The sequence below is a fragment of the Corynebacterium dentalis genome, from assembly GCF_900232865.1.
Lineage (GTDB): Bacteria > Actinomycetota > Actinomycetes > Mycobacteriales > Mycobacteriaceae > Corynebacterium > Corynebacterium dentalis.
Window position 1 is genome coordinate 247,889 of sequence record NZ_OCTS01000006.1, and the last position, 16,450, is coordinate 264,338.

At 62.0% G+C, this 16,450-nt stretch carries 15 protein-coding genes; 7 read left to right on the plus strand and 8 right to left on the minus strand.

Translation table 11 applies throughout. From position 1 onward, the window contains the following. Positions 1-31: 31 nt before the first annotated feature. Genes CS919_RS08450 through CS919_RS08460 form a run of 3 tightly spaced genes read left to right on the plus strand, consistent with a single transcriptional unit; the run spans position 32 to position 2,853 of the window. Positions 32-592, plus strand: coding sequence for a sigma-70 family RNA polymerase sigma factor (locus CS919_RS08450; RefSeq protein WP_159460968.1), 561 nt, complete (start codon positions 32-34; stop codon positions 590-592). Then, entirely contained in the window at positions 589-1,353 is a 765-nt protein-coding gene (locus tag CS919_RS08455; protein ID WP_159460969.1) for an anti-sigma factor, read from the plus strand. The genes CS919_RS08450 and CS919_RS08455 overlap by 4 nt, the downstream gene beginning before the upstream one ends. 57 nt (positions 1,354-1,410) lie before the next feature. Continuing rightward, on the plus strand, positions 1,411-2,853 hold the full coding sequence (locus CS919_RS08460) for an APC family permease (RefSeq protein ID WP_099299042.1): 1,443 nt from the start codon (positions 1,411-1,413) through the stop codon (positions 2,851-2,853). On the opposite strand, the gene CS919_RS08465 is transcribed toward CS919_RS08460, so the two are convergent. From CS919_RS08465 to CS919_RS08485, 5 genes are all read right to left on the minus strand, one after another. Beyond that, on the minus strand, positions 2,807-3,508 hold the full coding sequence (locus CS919_RS08465) for a siderophore-interacting protein (RefSeq protein WP_099299043.1): 702 nt from the start codon (positions 3,506-3,508) through the stop codon (positions 2,807-2,809). The genes CS919_RS08460 and CS919_RS08465 overlap by 47 nt on opposite strands. A 59-nt stretch (positions 3,509-3,567) precedes the next feature. Next, positions 3,568-3,882, minus strand: a complete 315-nt coding sequence (locus tag CS919_RS08470; RefSeq protein ID WP_099299044.1) for a metal-sensitive transcriptional regulator — start codon at positions 3,880-3,882, stop codon at positions 3,568-3,570. After that, the gene (locus CS919_RS08475) at positions 3,882-6,389 is read right to left on the minus strand and encodes a heavy metal translocating P-type ATPase (protein WP_234990875.1); all 2,508 of its coding nucleotides are present in this window, start codon (positions 6,387-6,389) and stop codon (positions 3,882-3,884) included. Before CS919_RS08475 ends, CS919_RS08470 begins: the two co-directional genes overlap by 1 nt. A 529-nt stretch (positions 6,390-6,918) precedes the next feature. After that, on the minus strand, positions 6,919-7,554 hold the full coding sequence (locus CS919_RS08480; RefSeq protein ID WP_099299075.1) for an MBL fold metallo-hydrolase: 636 nt from the start codon (positions 7,552-7,554) through the stop codon (positions 6,919-6,921). 78 nt (positions 7,555-7,632) lie between these two features. Next, the gene (locus CS919_RS08485) at positions 7,633-8,736 is read right to left on the minus strand and encodes an S-(hydroxymethyl)mycothiol dehydrogenase (protein ID WP_099299046.1); all 1,104 of its coding nucleotides are present in this window, start codon (positions 8,734-8,736) and stop codon (positions 7,633-7,635) included. 155 nt (positions 8,737-8,891) lie between these two features. On the opposite strand from CS919_RS08485, the gene CS919_RS08490 reads away from it, so the two are divergent. Next, positions 8,892-9,224, plus strand: coding sequence for a hypothetical protein (locus CS919_RS08490; RefSeq protein ID WP_099299047.1), 333 nt, complete (start codon positions 8,892-8,894; stop codon positions 9,222-9,224). Between the two features lie 62 nt (positions 9,225-9,286). Here CS919_RS08490 and dnaG read toward each other — a convergent pair whose 3' ends face one another. Further along, positions 9,287-11,305: a DNA primase gene (gene dnaG / locus CS919_RS08495; RefSeq protein WP_099299048.1), complete on the minus strand. Its 2,019-nt coding sequence runs from the start codon at positions 11,303-11,305 to the stop codon at positions 9,287-9,289. A 185-nt stretch (positions 11,306-11,490) separates the two neighbouring features. Between dnaG and CS919_RS08500 the strand changes: the two genes are divergently transcribed. Both CS919_RS08500 and CS919_RS08505 read left to right on the plus strand, forming a co-directional pair. After that, positions 11,491-13,287: a GMC oxidoreductase gene (locus CS919_RS08500; protein WP_099299049.1), complete on the plus strand. Its 1,797-nt coding sequence runs from the start codon at positions 11,491-11,493 to the stop codon at positions 13,285-13,287. Between the two features lie 51 nt (positions 13,288-13,338). Next, positions 13,339-13,809 (plus strand): guanyl-specific ribonuclease, encoded by a 471-nt coding sequence (locus CS919_RS08505; protein ID WP_099299050.1) that lies wholly within the window; start codon positions 13,339-13,341, stop codon positions 13,807-13,809. Between the two features lie 40 nt (positions 13,810-13,849). On the opposite strand, the gene CS919_RS08510 is transcribed toward CS919_RS08505, so the two are convergent. Both CS919_RS08510 and CS919_RS08515 read right to left on the minus strand, forming a co-directional pair. Next, the gene (locus tag CS919_RS08510; RefSeq protein ID WP_099299051.1) at positions 13,850-15,133 is read right to left on the minus strand and encodes a deoxyguanosinetriphosphate triphosphohydrolase; all 1,284 of its coding nucleotides are present in this window, start codon (positions 15,131-15,133) and stop codon (positions 13,850-13,852) included. Positions 15,134-15,137: 4 nt separating this feature from the next. Next, positions 15,138-15,821 (minus strand): YdcF family protein, encoded by a 684-nt coding sequence (locus CS919_RS08515; RefSeq protein WP_099299052.1) that lies wholly within the window; start codon positions 15,819-15,821, stop codon positions 15,138-15,140. Between the two features lie 51 nt (positions 15,822-15,872). On the opposite strand from CS919_RS08515, the gene CS919_RS08520 reads away from it, so the two are divergent. Further along, positions 15,873-16,450, plus strand: a 578-nt coding sequence (locus tag CS919_RS08520; RefSeq protein WP_200818367.1) for a TPM domain-containing protein, incomplete at its 3' end; no start/stop codon positions are given.

Consider the following 16,450-nt stretch of genomic DNA (forward strand, 5'->3'; position numbering starts at 1 on the left):
AACCCGCCACGCAGCATCATCTAGGACATCAATGGACCGCACCGCGCAACCCCTCAGGCCGCCAGAAGAGCTCATTGCGGAGACTTCACTCGGCAAAAGAGACGCATTCTCTGAGCTTTATGACACGTTCTCCTCACTCGTCTTTGGCATCATCCTCAAAGTCACCATGAACCGAGAGATTGCCCAAGAGACTACACAGGACGTCTGGCTGGAAATCTGGCAAAAAGCTTCCCACTTTGATCACAATCGTGGATCGGTAAAGTCATGGATCGCCCGAATCGCCCACGGCAGGGCCGTTGATGCCGTGAGGAACCATGAGGCGTCCCGGCGCCGGCAGGAAACATTCGGAAATAAAGAAGCCGCAACGGTTGCCCCACCCGTCACGGAAGGTGTAGAACGTCAAGAGGAAAACACCGAGGTATCCCTATGCCTTGATGCTTTGACAGAACTACAACGCGAAAGCGTATTCCTCGCCTATTATTCTGGACTTACTCAAAAGGAGATCGCCCAGCGCACGGGTGCTGGGCTCTCCGCGGTGAAAACGCGCATTCGTGATGGAATGCTGGCCCTCAGGAGGTGCATGTCAGCGTGAGCAACATCCAACCAAACCCATCTGCGGACAATGACGCTGACCTCAACACGTGGGCCGCACTCACCGCGCTGCATGCCGTAGATCCAGAAGATCTTGCCATCGTTCATCGTCTACGCAACACCCACCCAGACTTCGATGTCTTGGTTGCCCAGCATGAGAAAACGGCCGGTGATCTGGCGCAGAATGTGGCCGAACCTGCACCAGCGGAACTGAAAGCCGCTATTTTCTCTCAGTTGGATGACCACGAACAATCCCAACCAGTATCAGTGACACCGCTCCGAGCCCGAAGCAAAGCCAAGCCTGTGGCAGGCGCGGCGCACAACCGGCCTTCGGCATCGGTTGTCACAGCATTAATCGGAGTGGCTGCCGCCTCGGTCCTCCTGATTGCGGGTGCATTCGCATGGCAAACAAATCTCTGGCCTTCCAAGGACAAGGCTCAAACCGAATCCACCATCACCGAAGTCAATGTGGCAGGCGGCGAAATCTCTCTCGAACGAGCAACCGACACGGATAGCGGCATTGTGCGGTTAGAGAATATACCCGCCCCAGAACCAGGTAGCGCATACCAAATGTGGCTGGTAGGGGAAAACAGTTCCACATCTGCAGGAGTGATGGAACGCAGTGACATCAAACCGCATATGGAAGCCACAGTGGAAGGATTACAGCAAGCGGACAGGCTCATGATCTCCGTGGAACCCTCAGGCGGTTCCGCAACCCCATCGGATAACCAGGTGGCCAGCTTCACGCTGGCACAGGAGTAAACTCACCCCGATAAGAAGTTCGGCGGGGTCAAGTTACACACGGTAACGTCACCTCGCATGGAATCCTCACACACCGATGAAGCGCAGCCATCCTCCGCACAGCCCGCGTTAGCTCGTCGCCTCGGCACCTTTGATGCTGTCGTCATCGGTCTGGGATCAATGATCGGCGCTGGTGTGTTCGTTGCCTTTGCACCCGCAGCCGCCGCGGCGGGCAGCTTGCTGTTCGTGGCATTGGCGCTGGCTGCTTGCGTCGCATATTGCAACGCAACATCAACCGCACGCCTCGCCGCCGTCCACCCAGCCAGCGGCGGCACCTACGTCTACGGAACGCGGCAACTCGGCCGGCTGTGGGGCTACCTCGCGGGGTGGTCATTCATCACGGGCAAGACCGCCTCCTGCGCGGCCATGGCGCTTGCGGTTGCCCACTACCTCATCCCCATCTTCTTCCCCTTCACTCACGGAAACTACGCAGGGCTCGTTGCCGCGCTGGTGGTAGTAGCCATCACCGCGCTGAACCTGTGGGGAATTCAGAAGTCCGCGCTGGCCACTCGGTTGATCGTGGCGTTTGTGCTGGTCTCGCTCATCGTTGTGCTGGCCGTGGCGTGGTTCACGAAGGGCCAAGACAGCGCCGGATGGACCATGTACGTTCCTTTGAACGAGGCCGCCGCAGCGAATGCTAACCCTGCAGGAGCCCGTGGCGTTTCCGGCAACACCGTCACCCAAGATCCCGGCCTCTACGGCGTGCTGCAAGCCGCCGGACTGCTGTTTTTCGCCTTCGCGGGATACGCGCGCATCGCCACCCTCGGTGAGGAAGTGAAGAATCCGGCACGGACCATCCCGCGGGCAATCCCCATCGCCCTGGGCATCACGTTGCTGGTCTACGGCGCGGTGGCGTTCATGCTGAACCGGATGCTGGGAATGAGCGGACTGGCGAACTCCGATCAGCCGCTGCGCGAGCTGGCCTTTGCTACCGACGTGCACTGGCTCATGACGCTGGTGAGTATCACGGCGGTGGTAGCAGCCACGGGTAGTCTTCTGACGATGATCCTGGGTGTCTCTCGCACTGGCCTGGCGATGGCTCGGGATGGACACCTGCCCCACCAGCTGGCGGCAGTTGATCCCAAGCGACACGTCCCCCGCGCGATGGAGCTGACCGTGGCCGTGGTGGTTATCGCGGCCGTACTGTTCACGGACCTGGTGACGGTGATTGGCTTCTCCAGCTTCGGCGTTCTGCTGTACTACTCCATCGCCAATATCAGCGCGATGACGCTCACCAAGGAGCAAAAGCGGCCATTCCTGCTGGTCCCCATTGTGGGCCTGGTCGGCTGTCTCGCGCTGGCCGTGAGCGTGCCGTGGCAGTCGCTGGTGGCGGGCCTGGTGGTGACGCTGGTGGGTCTGGCGATTTACGGCGTGCAAACCGCGGCTAGGCGAGGCACGCTCCGGCAATCACCAACTAGCGCCAATACGCGAGTGCCGCGATCTGATCCTTCGGAAGCTTGAGTTCATTCCTGAAGTACTTGCCAAGCGCGCGAGTAGCCGGTGCCTTAGTAGAGACCCACACGTAAGCATCAAACGAAATGTCCAGCGTCTTCGCTAGGTCCACCAGCGCCTCGTCATCTCCTTCGACCCACGTGACCTGGGTAGACTCGCTTGCTCGGACCGGCAAATCCCGATCCGATGCGTCCTGCACGTGCAGCCACACCTTGATAGTGCGCTCGCCAAGCGCATCGAGAATGGAATTGATCGCCGGCAACGAAGCCTTATCACCAAACAGGTGTAGCTCAGTCAGATCTGAAGACGGCGCCAAAAATTTCGATCCCATGACAGTCGCTGTGATGGTGTCCCCCGGCTGGGCGTCGCGTGCCCAGTTCGCCGCAGGTCCGTCATGCAGTGCAAACTCGATGGTGACTTCATCATCCTCGGGCTTGGCGTCAATCAACGTGTAACCCCGCTGCCGCTCCTTGTTTCCACCAAGGGGCACCCACAAACGAACCCACTGAGTGGGAAACGGTGGGTGAGAATCAAACAGGCCACCGGCCTCAAACCTTAGACGGAGGTAGTGCTCGGTGACTCGCTCTGTGCTGAGCACCGTGAGTTCATAATCCGGTGCTTTCATCGCCTTCAGAACGAGGCTATCGAATCCGCGTTGCGCCATAACGGGATAAGTTACCCTGGAACAGGGCCTTAGGCAAGGCTAAGCTATGAAACAACCCCCTACTTCACCAGCCGAGCAATAGCCTCAGATGCCTCCGCCAGCTTCACCTCAGCCTCTTCTCCCCCTGCCTGCGCCGCATTCAACACGCAGTGCTGCATGTGATCATCCAGCAACGCCAAGCTCACACCCTTGAGCGCAGACTGCAAGGCCGAAACCTGCGTGAGGATATCGATGCAATACTGCTCCTCCTCCACCATCCGGTGCAGCCCCCGCACCTGCCCCTCAATCCGCTTCAAGCGCGCGAGATAACGCTGCTTATCGGAGAGGTAACCGTGGTGGGAGCAGGTGCATTCTTCGGCGTGCGCGTCACTCATCACTTAAATCCCTTCAATCGAAGACTATTGCTCACCACAAACACGCTGGACAGTGCCATCGCAGCACCCGCCAACATCGGGTTGAGCAGTCCGAACGCCGCCAGCGGAATCGCCGCCACGTTATACGCAAACGCCCAGAACAGGTTGCCCTTGATGGTACCCAGAGTCCTGCGGGACAACCGGATCGCATCCACTACAGCCGCCACATCGCTGCGCATCAGCGTGATATCCGCAGCCTGGATCGCCGCATCCGTGCCGGTTCCCATCGCCATGCCCAGGTCGGATTGTGCCAGCGCTGCGGCATCGTTGACACCATCGCCCACCATCGCCACCACGCGACCTTCCTGCTGCAGCCGCTTGACCGTGGTGACCTTATCTTCCGGCATCACTCCGGCGATTATTTTTTCGACGCCAACCTCCGCGCCCACAACCTTTGCCACCTGCTCGGAATCTCCGGTCAGCAGTACGGGTTCCAGGCCCATGTCCTTCAGCTGTGCGATCGCCTGCACACTGGATGGCTTCAACGAGTCCGAGACCACCAGCACGCCAGCCAATTCACCGTCGATGATCACCGGCACACGCGTGCCCGTGGCGTCTCCATCCAACAGCTCTTCGACGCGCTCAGGCTTTACAAACCCGCGGCCCACCTGCACCAACTGACCATCGACACGCGCTTGCACTCCCCGGCCAGCGATGTTCTCGAAATCGCTGACCTTCGCCCTAGAGAAGTTCCGCGCCTCCTCGTGCTCAAAACCCTGCGCGGCGGCCACTACCGCCTGGCCAATGGGATGCTCGGAGTTGTGCTCCACTGCCGCGGCCACGCGCAACAGCTCGGCCTGCTTATCCGCTGCAACCGCACCTTCGCCAGCTACGCGAATAGCAGAGACGCTCATCTTGCCCTCGGTTACCGTGCCGGTCTTATCCAGCACCACGGTGTCCACACCACGAGCAGATTCCAGCACCTCGGGGCCGTGAATCAAGATGCCCAGCTGAGCTCCACGGCCGGTGCCCACGAGGAGCGCTGTTGGCGTCGCCAAACCAAGGGCGCACGGGCACGCGATGATCAGCACCGCCACCGCACTGCTGAACGCCAAGGACACATCGCCCGTGGCCACCAACCAACCCACCACGGTCAAGATCGCCAGACCAATGACCACCGGCACAAACACCCCGGAGATGCGATCCGCCAGGCGCTGCACTTCAGCCTTGCCGGACTGCGCGTCCTCCACCAACCGAGCCATCTGCGCCAGCTGCGTGTCCTGCCCCACTCGGGTGGCGCGCACCACCAGGCGGCCGGAGGAGTTCACCGTCGCACCGGTCACCTCATCGCCGGGGCTGACCTCCACGGGCACGGACTCGCCAGTGAGCATCGATTCGTCCACCGCCGAGCTGCCCTCAACAACCTCGCCGTCCGTAGCGATCTTCTCGCCCGGTCGGACGACGAAAACCTGCCCCTCCTGCAGCTGATCCACATCAATCCGCTGCTCGGTACTGTCCTCGGTGAGCACGGTGACCTGCTTCGCGCCCATGCTGGTCAGCGCCCGCAGGGCCTCGCCCGCGCGCTTCTTCGAACGCTTCTCAAAGTAGCGCCCGGCCAGCACAAACAAGATCACGCCCGCAGCGACCTCCAGGTAGATCTGGCCCAGCGGATGAGAGTGCTCCGGGAAGAGCGACCAGCTGTGCGTCATGCCCGGCTCACCGGCGCTGCCGAAGAACAGCGCCACCAGCGACCACGCGAACGCCGCAATGGTGCCCACCGTGATGAGCGTGTCCATAGTGGTGCTGCCGTGCTTGAGGTTGGTCCACGTGGCCTTGTGGAACGGCCAACCGGCCCACAGGATCACCGGTGCCGCAAGGGTCAGCGAAAGCCACTGCCAGTTGGTGAACTGCAGCGGCGGAATCATCGCCAGCAGGATCACCGGGATCGCGAGGATAGCGGCGCCGATGAGGCGCTGGCGCAACGACGTCAGCTCTTGCTGCTGGGCCAGCTCCTGGCGGGAGGGCTGGTTGTGTTGTTGAGTGGTGGTGTTACCGGGCTGCTGGCTGGACGGCTGCGGGCTGGACGGCTGCGGGCTGGACGGCTGCGGGCTGGCGGTATGGCTGGACGGCTGACCCGCAGGCGATTGTGAGCTGCTGGTGTGGGAGGAGGTTGGCGTCGAGCTGGAAGAAGAGGACGCAGCGACCGCCGACTCGGCGCTACCTGACTTACCCGCGGCGCCTGCGCTGTCCACCGAGTCAGCGCTACCCGCATTGCTTCCGCTAGTCCCGTGGCGCTGCAGCGGATCGTTCCAAAACGCCTGGTAGCCCAGCTTCTCCACCACGTCGATGAAGGGCTGCGGTTCCAGCGAGCCGTGGCTATCGTCGCTCTGCTCGGCGTCGATGTGCGCCTTTTCCGTCGCATAGTTCACGGACGCGGTGACGCCGTCCATTTTGTTGAGCTTGCGCTCGATGCGGTTGGCACATGAGGCGCACGTCATGCCCGTGATGTCCAGATCTAAGGTTGCCATGACCTCAACCATACCCCTAGGGGGTATAAAAATCTAGGGGTGGCCAGCCTAGGTGACTCCCGCAGGCCTTGCGGGATTCTCGCGAGACCCGGGTAACCCACGCAGTGCTCTCGCGAGACTCTGCCGGGCGGCCAAAAATGACTGACCATGTTTTCCTGTTATTCCTTGAAAACGCTCCACCTGTTTTCCCAGGACAATGTGACGCATGTGAACGGCACCGGCAAGAAATAGTAGGAAAGCCTGAAACTCACTCCATTCACTCCGCCACCCAGCCACTCACCGGCCAGCAGACTGAAGGCCACCATAGTTCTGTACCAAAACTCTAAACGGCCCTCACGTTTCCCCAGGACAATGTGACGCATGTGGCGCGCCCCATCAAGAATTGGTACAGAAGTATGAAGCTCGGCCCCACGCGAACCTCAAAAACCACACGAACCCCAAAGAGCGCGCCAGAAGTATGAAGCTCACGAACCGCTCGTCCCCCCAGCTTACGAACCGGCCCCCAACACCAGCGAACCCAGCAGAACCCCTACTCTCCGCGCCGGATCCACTCCTCCAAGTGCGGCGCCTCAGCACCGATGGACGTCGCATCGCCGTGACCGGTGTACACCTCAGTCTCGCCCGGCAGCGTCAGCAGGCTGGTGCGGATCGAGTCGATGATCGTGTCGAAGTCGCTGAAACTCCGCCCTGTCGCACCCGGCCCGCCCGCGAACAACGTATCGCCGGAGAACAGCACCTTCGCCTCCGGCAAGTAGAACGCGCACGAGCCCGGCGAATGCCCCGGCGTGTTCATAATCTGCAGGTCAGTGCCCGCAATATGGAAATCTTCGCCGTCCTTGAGGTGGAACGGCTCCACGTTGGGGTGCGTTTCGTTCCACAACATCATGTCGCCGGGGTGCACGAAGATGTGCGTGTCCAATTCCTTCGCCAGCTCCGGCGCCACCGTGATGTGGTCATTGTGCGCATGCGAGCACAGCACGCCCAGCACGTTGCGGTTGCCCACCGCGTCGATGATCGGCGCGGCGTCGTGGGCAGCGTCGATGATCACGCATTCGTCGTCATTGCCCACCACCCAGATGTTGTTGTCCACGTCCCATTCGCCACCGTCCAGCGCGAACACGCCGCTGGTGACCACGCGGTCGATCCGCAGGCCCGTCTCGGACATTGTCTTCATGTTTTCCATGTTGTTCCTCTTCTTTTCTTTCCGACGCCACACTCGCCCCCGCACCCGCGGGCAGCCCGTTTACTTGCTGAATTCCACCACGCTGCGCAGGACTTCTCCCTTTTCCATCTCCTCCATGGCCTGCTGGACCTCGCCCAGCTGCACGCGGTCATCCACGAACTTGTCCAGTGGGAAGCGACCCTGTTGGAACAGGTCCACGTACATGGGGAAGTCACGCTCGGGCAGGCAGTCGCCGTACCAGGAGGACTTCAGGGATCCGCCGCGGCCGAACACGTCCAAGAAGGGCAGCTCGAGAGTCATGTCTGGGGTAGGCACACCCACCAGCACCACGCGGCCCGCGAGGTCGCGGATGTAGAACGCCTGGCGGTAGGTCTTAGGCTGACCCACGGACTCAATGGCAACGTCCACGCCGAACCCACCGGTGAGTTCCTGAACCTTCTCCGTCAACTCGTCATCGCTTAAGTCCTTGGAGTTGATGGTGTGGGTGGCACCGAATTCATTCTTGGCGCGCTCGAGCTTGGCGTCGGAAATATCAATGGCGATCACGGTGGTGGCACCGGCCAAACGGGCGCCGGCGATGGCGGCCATGCCCACGCCACCCACGCCGATGACGGCGACGGACTCGCCGCGCTGCACCTCGCCGGTGTTCACGGCCGCACCCAGTCCGGCCATCACGCCGCAACCCAGCAGGCCTGCCATGGCAGGATCAGCATCCGGATCCACCTTGGTGCACTGACCCTCGTGGACCAGCGTCTTTTCCACGAACGCGCCGATGCCCAGCGCGGCCTCCAGCTCGGTGCCGTCCTCCAGGGTCATGACCTTGGAGGCGTTGTGGGTATCGAAGCAGTACTTCGGCTGGCCCTTCTTGCAGGCACGGCACTCGCCGCACACCGCGCGCCAGTTCAGCACCACGTAATCGCCGACCTCCACGTGGGTGACGTCCTCGCCCACGGTCTCCACGATTCCGGCGGCCTCGTGGCCCAGAAGGAATGGGTAGTTATCAGAGATGCCGCCGTCACGGTAGGCCATATCGGTGTGGCATACGCCGCAGGCCTGGATCTTGACCACTACGTCATTGGCGCCGGGATCAGGGATGACGATATCGGTGAGCTCCACTGGCTCGCCCTTGGTCCGCGCGATGATGCCTTGCACTGTCTGAGTCATGAGAGTCTTAAGCCTCCTGCTTGTCTGTGTACTCACGGGTACACACGGTGTATCACGTCTCCCCCATGCTTACACGCTTTTCCGGAGCCGCTCAGAAGCCCGTCACGTATGCTGGCATACATTGTTCGGCCAACAGTTCACTTAAAGGAGCAGCAATGATTCAGTTAGTCGTCGGAGCAGCCGCCGGGTACCTGCTGGGCACCAAGGCTGGTCGCCGTCGCTACGAGCAGATCCGTCGCGGCTACGAGACCGCAGTGAACTCAGAAATCACCCGCAAGGCAGTTCACGCGGGCCGCAAGGCGGTGGCCAACCGCTTGGACCCGGATCCGCGGATGCACGAGATCCGAGACCTCAACCGCGCCACCCGCCAGGGCCTGGACGAGGGCGTGACCATCGTGGAGTCCGATTACGAGCACCCCAATGACCGCATTACGCCGAAAGGCAATGCGAAGGACAGCGCGAAGAACAAGCGCCCCCGAAAGCGCTAGGTCAGCAAGCGCTAGGTCCGCTCGTGTCTCGCGCGCCCGGCTAGCGTGCGACAAGCTAAACGCTAGTCCGTGAACTCTCCATACGCCGCCGCGCGCTCCTGCAGCGATCGGCGGTATTTTTCTAGCGCCATCAGGTCCGCAAACACCCCGCGGAACTCCGCTTCCTGTAGGTCACCGCGCATGCGCTGCATTCGGGACTTCATGTCCGCGATCTCGTTGCCTACCCATCGCTCCTGCATGTAAGCCATGATCGCGTCCGCGTAATACGGCAGGCGCTTGGTCTCGCACTGCACGTCATCCACCGCCAGCTCGCTGACCACGGCACGGCCCATCGCATCCGGCACGTGCGAGGCCACCAGGTCAATCCACTCCGCGCCGCCCGAGCTCTGCGCCGCGCCACCTGCCTCCGCGATACCGCGCGCGATCGCCACATACGTGGGGTGGCCGAAGCTCTCCGGCGGCATCAGGTCAAAGATCGTGCCCGCCAGCTGTGGTTCTTGCAGCGCCAGCTTGAGCACCTCACGCGGGGCCCGCAGCAGGTCATTGTTCGGATCCGGCCGGTCCATTCCCTCCACGGCCCGCAGCCGGGGTGCGGCGTGTTGTGGGTTGCCCTGGATGTGGTCCGACGCCACGCCCGGGCCACCGTACTCAGCTTCCTGCTGCGGTTCACTGTCCTGCTGGGCGACGCGCTCCCGGCGCGCAGCGCCCTGCTTCAGCTCCAAGTGCGGCTTGGCGCTCTGCCCCTCCCGGGCTGCGCGCCGCACTTGATCCAGCAGCTCGTCCGGGTCTGGCCAGCTGATCCATCCCGAGGCTTGGCGCGCGTACTCATCGCGCATCGCTTCGTCTCGAATACCAGCAAGAACAGGGACGATGCGCCGCATCGCGTGTACTCGCCCGTCAATGCTTGCCGTGTCGTATTCGGCCGCCAGTGTCCGGATCACGAATTCAAACATCGGGATCCGCGAGGCCACCAGTTCCCGCACCGCCGCGTCGCCGCGCTCCATCCGGACATCACACGGGTCCTGGCCGCCCGGCGCGACCGTGACGTAGCTGTGGCCAGCAAACTGCTGATCACCTTCGAAGGCGCGCATGGCGGCCTTTTGTCCTGCTTCGTCGCCGTCGAACGTGTAAATAATCTCCCCGCGGAAGAATTTATCGTCCAGCATGAACCGTCGGAGCATCTGCAGGTGCTCGCCACCGAAGGCAGTTCCACACGCAGCCACTGCGGTGGTCACACCTGCGGCGTGCATGGCCATAACGTCCGTATAGCCCTCCACCACCACAGCTTGGTGAGAGGCGGCAATGTGCTTCTTGGCATGGTCAATACCGAAGAGCACCTTGGACTTTTTGTACAGCAGGGTCTCGGGGGTGTTGATGTATTTGCCGAGCTTGTCGTCGTCGAACAACTTGCGCGCACCGAACCCGATGACGTCGCCGGCCACGTTCTTGATGGGCCACAGCAAACGGCGGTGGAAACGGTCGATGGGACCCTTTTGCCCCATGCGAGACAAACCCGCGGCCTCCAGCTCTTTGAAGTTGAAGCCTTGACGCTGCAGGGCTTTGGTCAGGGTGTCCCAGCCCGCGGGGGCGAATCCGCAGCCAAACTGCTGCGCCTGCTCCGAAGTGAATCCGCGATCCGTGAGGAACGCGCGGGCCACGTCTGCGCCTTGAATATCGCTGGTGAACTGCTGCTGGTAGAACTCGCAGGCGGCCTTGTTGGCGGCCACCAGGCGCTGGCGCGTGCCCGGCTCCTCGCGCTTGGCTGGCCCGCCGCCCTCGTAATTGATGCGGTAACCAATGCGCTCGGCGCACTGCTCTACGGCCTCAGGGAAGGTCACATGCTCCATCTTCATCAAGAAGCTGAACACGTCCCCGCCCTCGCCGGTAGAGAAGCAGTGGAAGTAGCCCTTGTTTGGGCGGACGTGGAAGGACGGGGTCTTCTCATCCTTGAATGGGCTCAAACCCTTGAGAGAATCCACTCCACCGGGCTTGAGCTGGACATACTCGCCCACCACCTCTTCGATGGGAGTCCTCTCCCGAATCGCAGCGATGTCCCCCTCGGGGATCCGACCCTTAGCCATAGGAACATGCTAGCGCAGGGTGCAAAATCGGCATCTGCGCCAGAGCCGTCGCCAGAGCTGTGGCTGAGCTGTCGCTGCCTTCCGCGCCAGCAGCCCTCAGCCAGCCGCACCGTCAAACCCGCACGCTGACTGAGGATTTTCCAATAATGCATTAGTTTGCAGGTCTTTGTTTTAAAGTCAAAGCTATGATTCACTATGACGTTTTGATCATTGGGTCCGGCTTCGGCGGATCTGTCTCTGCACTGCGACTGACGGAAAAAGGCTACAAGGTAGGAGTTCTGGAAGCTGGACGACGCTTCGAGGACAAGGACTTCGCCAAGAACTCTTGGCATCTCAAGGACTTCCTGTGGGCGCCACAGATTGGCTGCTTCGGCATCCAGCGCATCCACCTGCTTAATAACGTCATGATCCTCGCCGGAGCTGGCGTGGGCGGCGGTTCCCTGAACTACGCCAACACGTTGTACAAGCCCAGCGATTTCTACTTCAAGGACCGCCAGTGGTCCGATATCACCGACTGGGAAGAAGAGCTCACCCCGTACTACGAGCAAGCTCAGAAGATGCTCGGTGTGGTGGAGAACCCCACCATGACCAACGCGGACAAGGTCTCCAAGCGCGTGGCCGAGGAAATGGGCGTGGGCGATACGTTCCGCATGGCACCCGTGGGTGTCTTCTTCGGCGAGAAAGTGGGCCTGGAAGGCAAGCCCCGCGAGACCGTGTCTGACCCATACTTCGGCGGCGTGGGCCCAGACCGCACCGCCTGCCACGAATGTGGCGAGTGCATGACCGGCTGCCGCCACAACGCGAAGAACACCCTGCTGAAGAACTACCTCTACCTCGCTGAGCAGGCTGGTACCGAGGTGCATGACCTCAGCACCGTGATCTCCATCAAGAAAAACAGCGAAACCTGGGAAGTCGAGACCACTCCTACCGATAACGCCGCAACCAACTTGTTCAAGCGCCTGCGTGGCAAGAAGAACGCCGGCAACAAGACCTTCACCGCGGACTACGTCATCATGGCCGCTGGCACCTGGGGTACCCAGACCCTGCTGCACCGTCAGAAGGACAGGGGCAACCTGCCAAACCTGCCGGACTCCCTGGGCAAGTTGACCCGCACCAATTCTGAGGCACTCCTGGGTGCTCAGCGGGGCACCTTTGATCCGAACGTGGATTACTCCGAGGGCGTGGCCATCACCTCTTCCTATTACCCAGCGCCAGATACGCACATCGAGCCCGTTCGTTACGGCAAGGGTTCGAATGCCATGGCTCTGCTGCAAACCCTGATGACGGACGGCGATAAGCTGCAGCCACGTGCCCTGGAATTCCTCAAGCAGGTCTTTATTCAATGGCGGAACATCCCTCGCCTGGTGAAGCTGAACCACTGGTCTCAGCGCACCGTGATCAACTTGGTAATGCAGACCCGCGATAACTCGCTGACCACCTTTGTGAAGAAGGTCGGCCCGTTCTTGCTGCTGCGCTCCCGCCAGGGCATGGGCGATCCGAACCCGAACTGGATCCCTGAAGGCAACGAGGCAACCCGTCGTCTGGCCAACCTGATGCACAAGGGCCTGGCCGGTGGCGTGTGGTCTGAGGTCTTCAACATCCCACTGACCGCTCACTTCCTGGGTGGCGCCCCAATCGGCTCCAATCCAGAAAAGGGTGTGGTGGATGGATACAACCGCGTGTGGGGTTACCCCACCATGTTCGTCACCGATGGCGCATCCATCGCGGCGAACCCGGGCGTGAACCCGTCCCTATCCATCACCGCCGGTGCAGAACGCGCCGCTGCGATGTGGCCAAACAAGGGCGATGAGGATCCTCGTCCCGCTCAGTCCGAGGGCTACACCCGCATCACCCCAGTGGAGCCAAAGAACCCAGTGGTTCCGGCCTCCGCACCGGCAGCGCTGCGCCTGCCCCTGACCCCGATCAATCGAAGCACCGATAACTCGGACTCAATTGAGCAATCTGTCGACCAAGAGGGATAGTCCAGAGCATCACTCGGCTCCGGATTCTCGAATGACGGGGCTCATGGTTGAATGAGTCCCATGAATTCGAAGAACCTCAAGCGCCTCACCCCTCTTGCCATCGCGGCACTCGCCGCCACCGGTTGGATCGGTTCGCAGGCGGTTGACGGTTCTTCGGATAACTCCAACCGCTCGTCCCAGCAGCAGGACCAGGGCGGAAATGACGAGGTTGGCGTCGGAAAAGAAAGCTGCACCTACGATTCCTTGCCGGTCGAAGCGCAGGACCAGATCGAGGACATCCTCGTGGGCGCCGAACCCGATGACGGCGCCGCGGATGGCAAGCACTTCGGCAACTACGAAGGCCTGCTGCCCAAGGAAAAATCCAGCTACTACCGCGAATACACGGTGAAAACGCCCGGCCTGAACCACCGCGGTGAGCGCCGTCTGGTGTTGGGCGGCGGCTCGGAGACGGATCCGGATGTGTGGTACTACACCAGCGATCACTTCGAAAGTTTTTGTTCTATCCCCGACGCCGAGGGCTAGACCTCCCGCACTCCCCGCCTCGTCGGGGGCTCGTGGCCCCCTAGGCCCACGCTGCGCTGACCCCAAAGGCCGTGCGGTCCAACCGCTCCAGGCGAGACTCCGTGAGCGATGCGACCTGGTCAATCACCACGCGCAACTTCGCCACATCGTCGTCTGCCTGCACAAACCACTGGCGGTAGAGCGGATCCAGCGCGCCCTCCCCTCCCTGCCACAGGTACTCCGTGACGCGGAAGATGCGGTCGCGCTGCCGCTCCTGATCGGCCATGTGCTGGCGCTCGTCCATGACGTAGAGCACGGCCACGGACTTCAGCAGCGTGACTTCCGCCTGCACCTGCGGCGGGATCACCAGATCCGCGGCGTAGCGCGCTAGGGGCTGATCACCGAACTCCGCGCGAGTGCTGGACACGCACGCGGTGACGAAGCGAGAAACCAGCTCAGAGGTCATAGCTTTCAGCGCGGTGAGGTCCGCCAACGAGCCGCCGAAGTCAGCCGCTCGGACCACCAAATCCATGCAGCGGAGGCGATCCGCGGCATCCAGCAGATCCTCCGGGGTGCCGCCGAATACGCGCGCGCCCTTTTCCGCCAGCTGGGCCAGCTCCACCAAGTCCCACAGCACGTCCAGCGTGATGCGGCCGGACAGGATGCCATCTTCTACGTCGTGGACGGAATAGGCCACGTCATCGGCCCAATCCATGACCTGCGCTTCCAGGCACTTCTTGCCCGCAGGCGCTCCCTGGCGGGCCCAGTTGAGCACCTCCAGATCATCGGCGTACGCCGAGTACTTCACCCGGCGAGCCCCGGATTCGTCCACCGGCCCCCACGGGTACTTGCACGCAGCATCGATGCTGGAGCGGGTCAGATTCAGCCCATAGGAACGGCCCTGGGCATCTAGAGTTTTGGGCTCCAGACGGGTAAGAATACGCAACGTCTGCGCGTTGCCCTCAAAGCCGCCGCACTTCTGCGCGGCCTCATCCAGCGCGCGCTCGCCGTTGTGTCCATACGGCGGGTGGCCGATGTCATGGCTCAAGCCCGCCAGTTCCGTGAGGTCCGGATCCGCGCCCAAGGTCTTGCCAATTCCGCGGGCAATCTGCGCGACCTCCAGCGAGTGCGTCAGGCGCGTGCGCGGAGTATCGCCGCTGCCCGGGCCCACCACCTGGGTCTTGTCCGCCAGCCTGCGCAACGCAGCGCTGTGCAGCACGCGGGCGCGATCGCGGTCGAAGTCATCCCGCCCGTCGCGTACCGTCCCCGCCAGCCCGAGTGTCTTGTCCCCCACCGGCAGCATGCGCTCCAGCTCATGCGCGCTATATGCATATCTCTGAACCATAGGCTTACAGAGTATCCGTGATGAAGCTGCGGAAGTTATCCCGCTCGCGCTCCACACCTTCGTAGAACAGCAGCCCGCCTGTCTCGTGCAGAATGCTGGAGACCTGCGCTGCGCGGCTAGACACAGACGGCCCTTGGCGCGTCGGCGAGCCTTCCGCCGTGATGCCCTGATCCTCCACCATGCGCGTGGCTCGCAACGAGTGCCCTGGGTCGGTCACCACCACTGAAGACTGCCAGACGTTGTCCTGAGCCAACTGCCCAAAGGCCTCAGCCGAGGTCAGCGTATCCACGCCCGCGTTGATCTCCACCACGGCATCAGATGGAACACCCCGCTCATCCACCAGGTACATCTTGCCTGCCTGCGCTTCCGTGTATCGGTCGCCGTCCTGGCTGCCACCCACCGTCACGATGGTCGGCGCCACGCCTTCCTCGTACAGATCCGCCGCCTGATCCAGGCGCGCCTGCAGCCACTTCGAGGGCTCGCCGTCATATTGGGCAGCTCCCAACACAAAAATCGTGTCCGATGCAGGGTGCGCATCCTGGCGCGCATACGCCCACACATGAGCCGCCGTGGCCGTCGCGATTACGGCCGCCACGAGCACTGTTCCAAGGACCACATACACAAAGCTGCGATACAGGAAACTGGCTGTAGCGGCCACCCCGCGGCCGAAAGTATGGATTGCTTGCATGGGTAACGAGCCTAGCCGGACGAGGGGTAAATTTCCGTTAAGGTGGGCTGCATGAATCCCGTGAATTCTTCCTCCCGCGTCGCCGCCTCCCTCGCCATCGCAGGTCTGCTGGCGGTTCCCGGTGCGGCAGGATTGTTCCTTTTTCCCGACGCCATGCCCGTCGCCTCTGCACAGTCCTCCTCCACTGCCACTTCTAGCAGTACGGCGGATGCGGACGTGACGCTGGATAGCCAGCTGGTGGATGAGTCCGGAGTAATTGATTCTTCCGCCCGCTCGGAGATTCTGGATCTGCTGCACAAGGGCATTTCGGAGAACAACATCAAGCTCTACCTGGTGTTTGTGGAATCGATGCCGACAGAAGCCCAGGCGTATGCCGAGCAGCTTCGCCAGCAGGACAACACGGGCAACACGATGGTCCTGGTGGTGGATACGGTCAAGCGCCAGATTGGCTTTAACGCTGGCGGCAGCGTGCCCACCAATCTGCGAGACAAGATCCACGAGAAGGCTCGTGAGAAGTTTGTGTCGACCGACTACACAGGGGGCGCGAAGGCTGCCGCCGACGAAGCCGCAGGAACCACGGACCCAGCGTCCGTCGCGTGGCTCGGCGCGGCGGGCGTGGGGGGCATCGG

What these genes read in the sequence shown, in the direction of transcription:
- CS919_RS08450 (WP_159460968.1), top strand. Translation starts at nt 32, where the DNA reads ATGGACCGCACCGCGCAACCCCTCAGGCCGCCAGAAGAGCTCATTGCG.
- CS919_RS08460 (WP_099299042.1), top strand. Translation starts at nt 1,411, where the DNA reads ATGGAATCCTCACACACCGATGAAGCGCAGCCATCCTCCGCACAGCCC.
- CS919_RS08465 (WP_099299043.1), bottom strand. Translation starts at nt 3,508, where the DNA reads ATGGCGCAACGCGGATTCGATAGCCTCGTTCTGAAGGCGATGAAAGCA.
- CS919_RS08470 (WP_099299044.1), bottom strand. Translation starts at nt 3,882, where the DNA reads ATGAGTGACGCGCACGCCGAAGAATGCACCTGCTCCCACCACGGTTAC.
- CS919_RS08475 (WP_234990875.1), bottom strand. Translation starts at nt 6,389, where the DNA reads ATGGCAACCTTAGATCTGGACATCACGGGCATGACGTGCGCCTCATGT.
- CS919_RS08480 (WP_099299075.1), bottom strand. Translation starts at nt 7,554, where the DNA reads ATGTCCGAGACGGGCCTGCGGATCGACCGCGTGGTCACCAGCGGCGTG.
- CS919_RS08485 (WP_099299046.1), bottom strand. Translation starts at nt 8,736, where the DNA reads ATGACTCAGACAGTGCAAGGCATCATCGCGCGGACCAAGGGCGAGCCA.
- CS919_RS08490 (WP_099299047.1), top strand. Translation starts at nt 8,892, where the DNA reads ATGATTCAGTTAGTCGTCGGAGCAGCCGCCGGGTACCTGCTGGGCACC.
- dnaG (WP_099299048.1), bottom strand. Translation starts at nt 11,305, where the DNA reads ATGGCTAAGGGTCGGATCCCCGAGGGGGACATCGCTGCGATTCGGGAG.
- CS919_RS08500 (WP_099299049.1), top strand. Translation starts at nt 11,491, where the DNA reads ATGATTCACTATGACGTTTTGATCATTGGGTCCGGCTTCGGCGGATCT.
- CS919_RS08505 (WP_099299050.1), top strand. Translation starts at nt 13,339, where the DNA reads ATGAGTCCCATGAATTCGAAGAACCTCAAGCGCCTCACCCCTCTTGCC.
- CS919_RS08510 (WP_099299051.1), bottom strand. Translation starts at nt 15,133, where the DNA reads ATGGTTCAGAGATATGCATATAGCGCGCATGAGCTGGAGCGCATGCTG.
- CS919_RS08515 (WP_099299052.1), bottom strand. Translation starts at nt 15,821, where the DNA reads ATGCAAGCAATCCATACTTTCGGCCGCGGGGTGGCCGCTACAGCCAGT.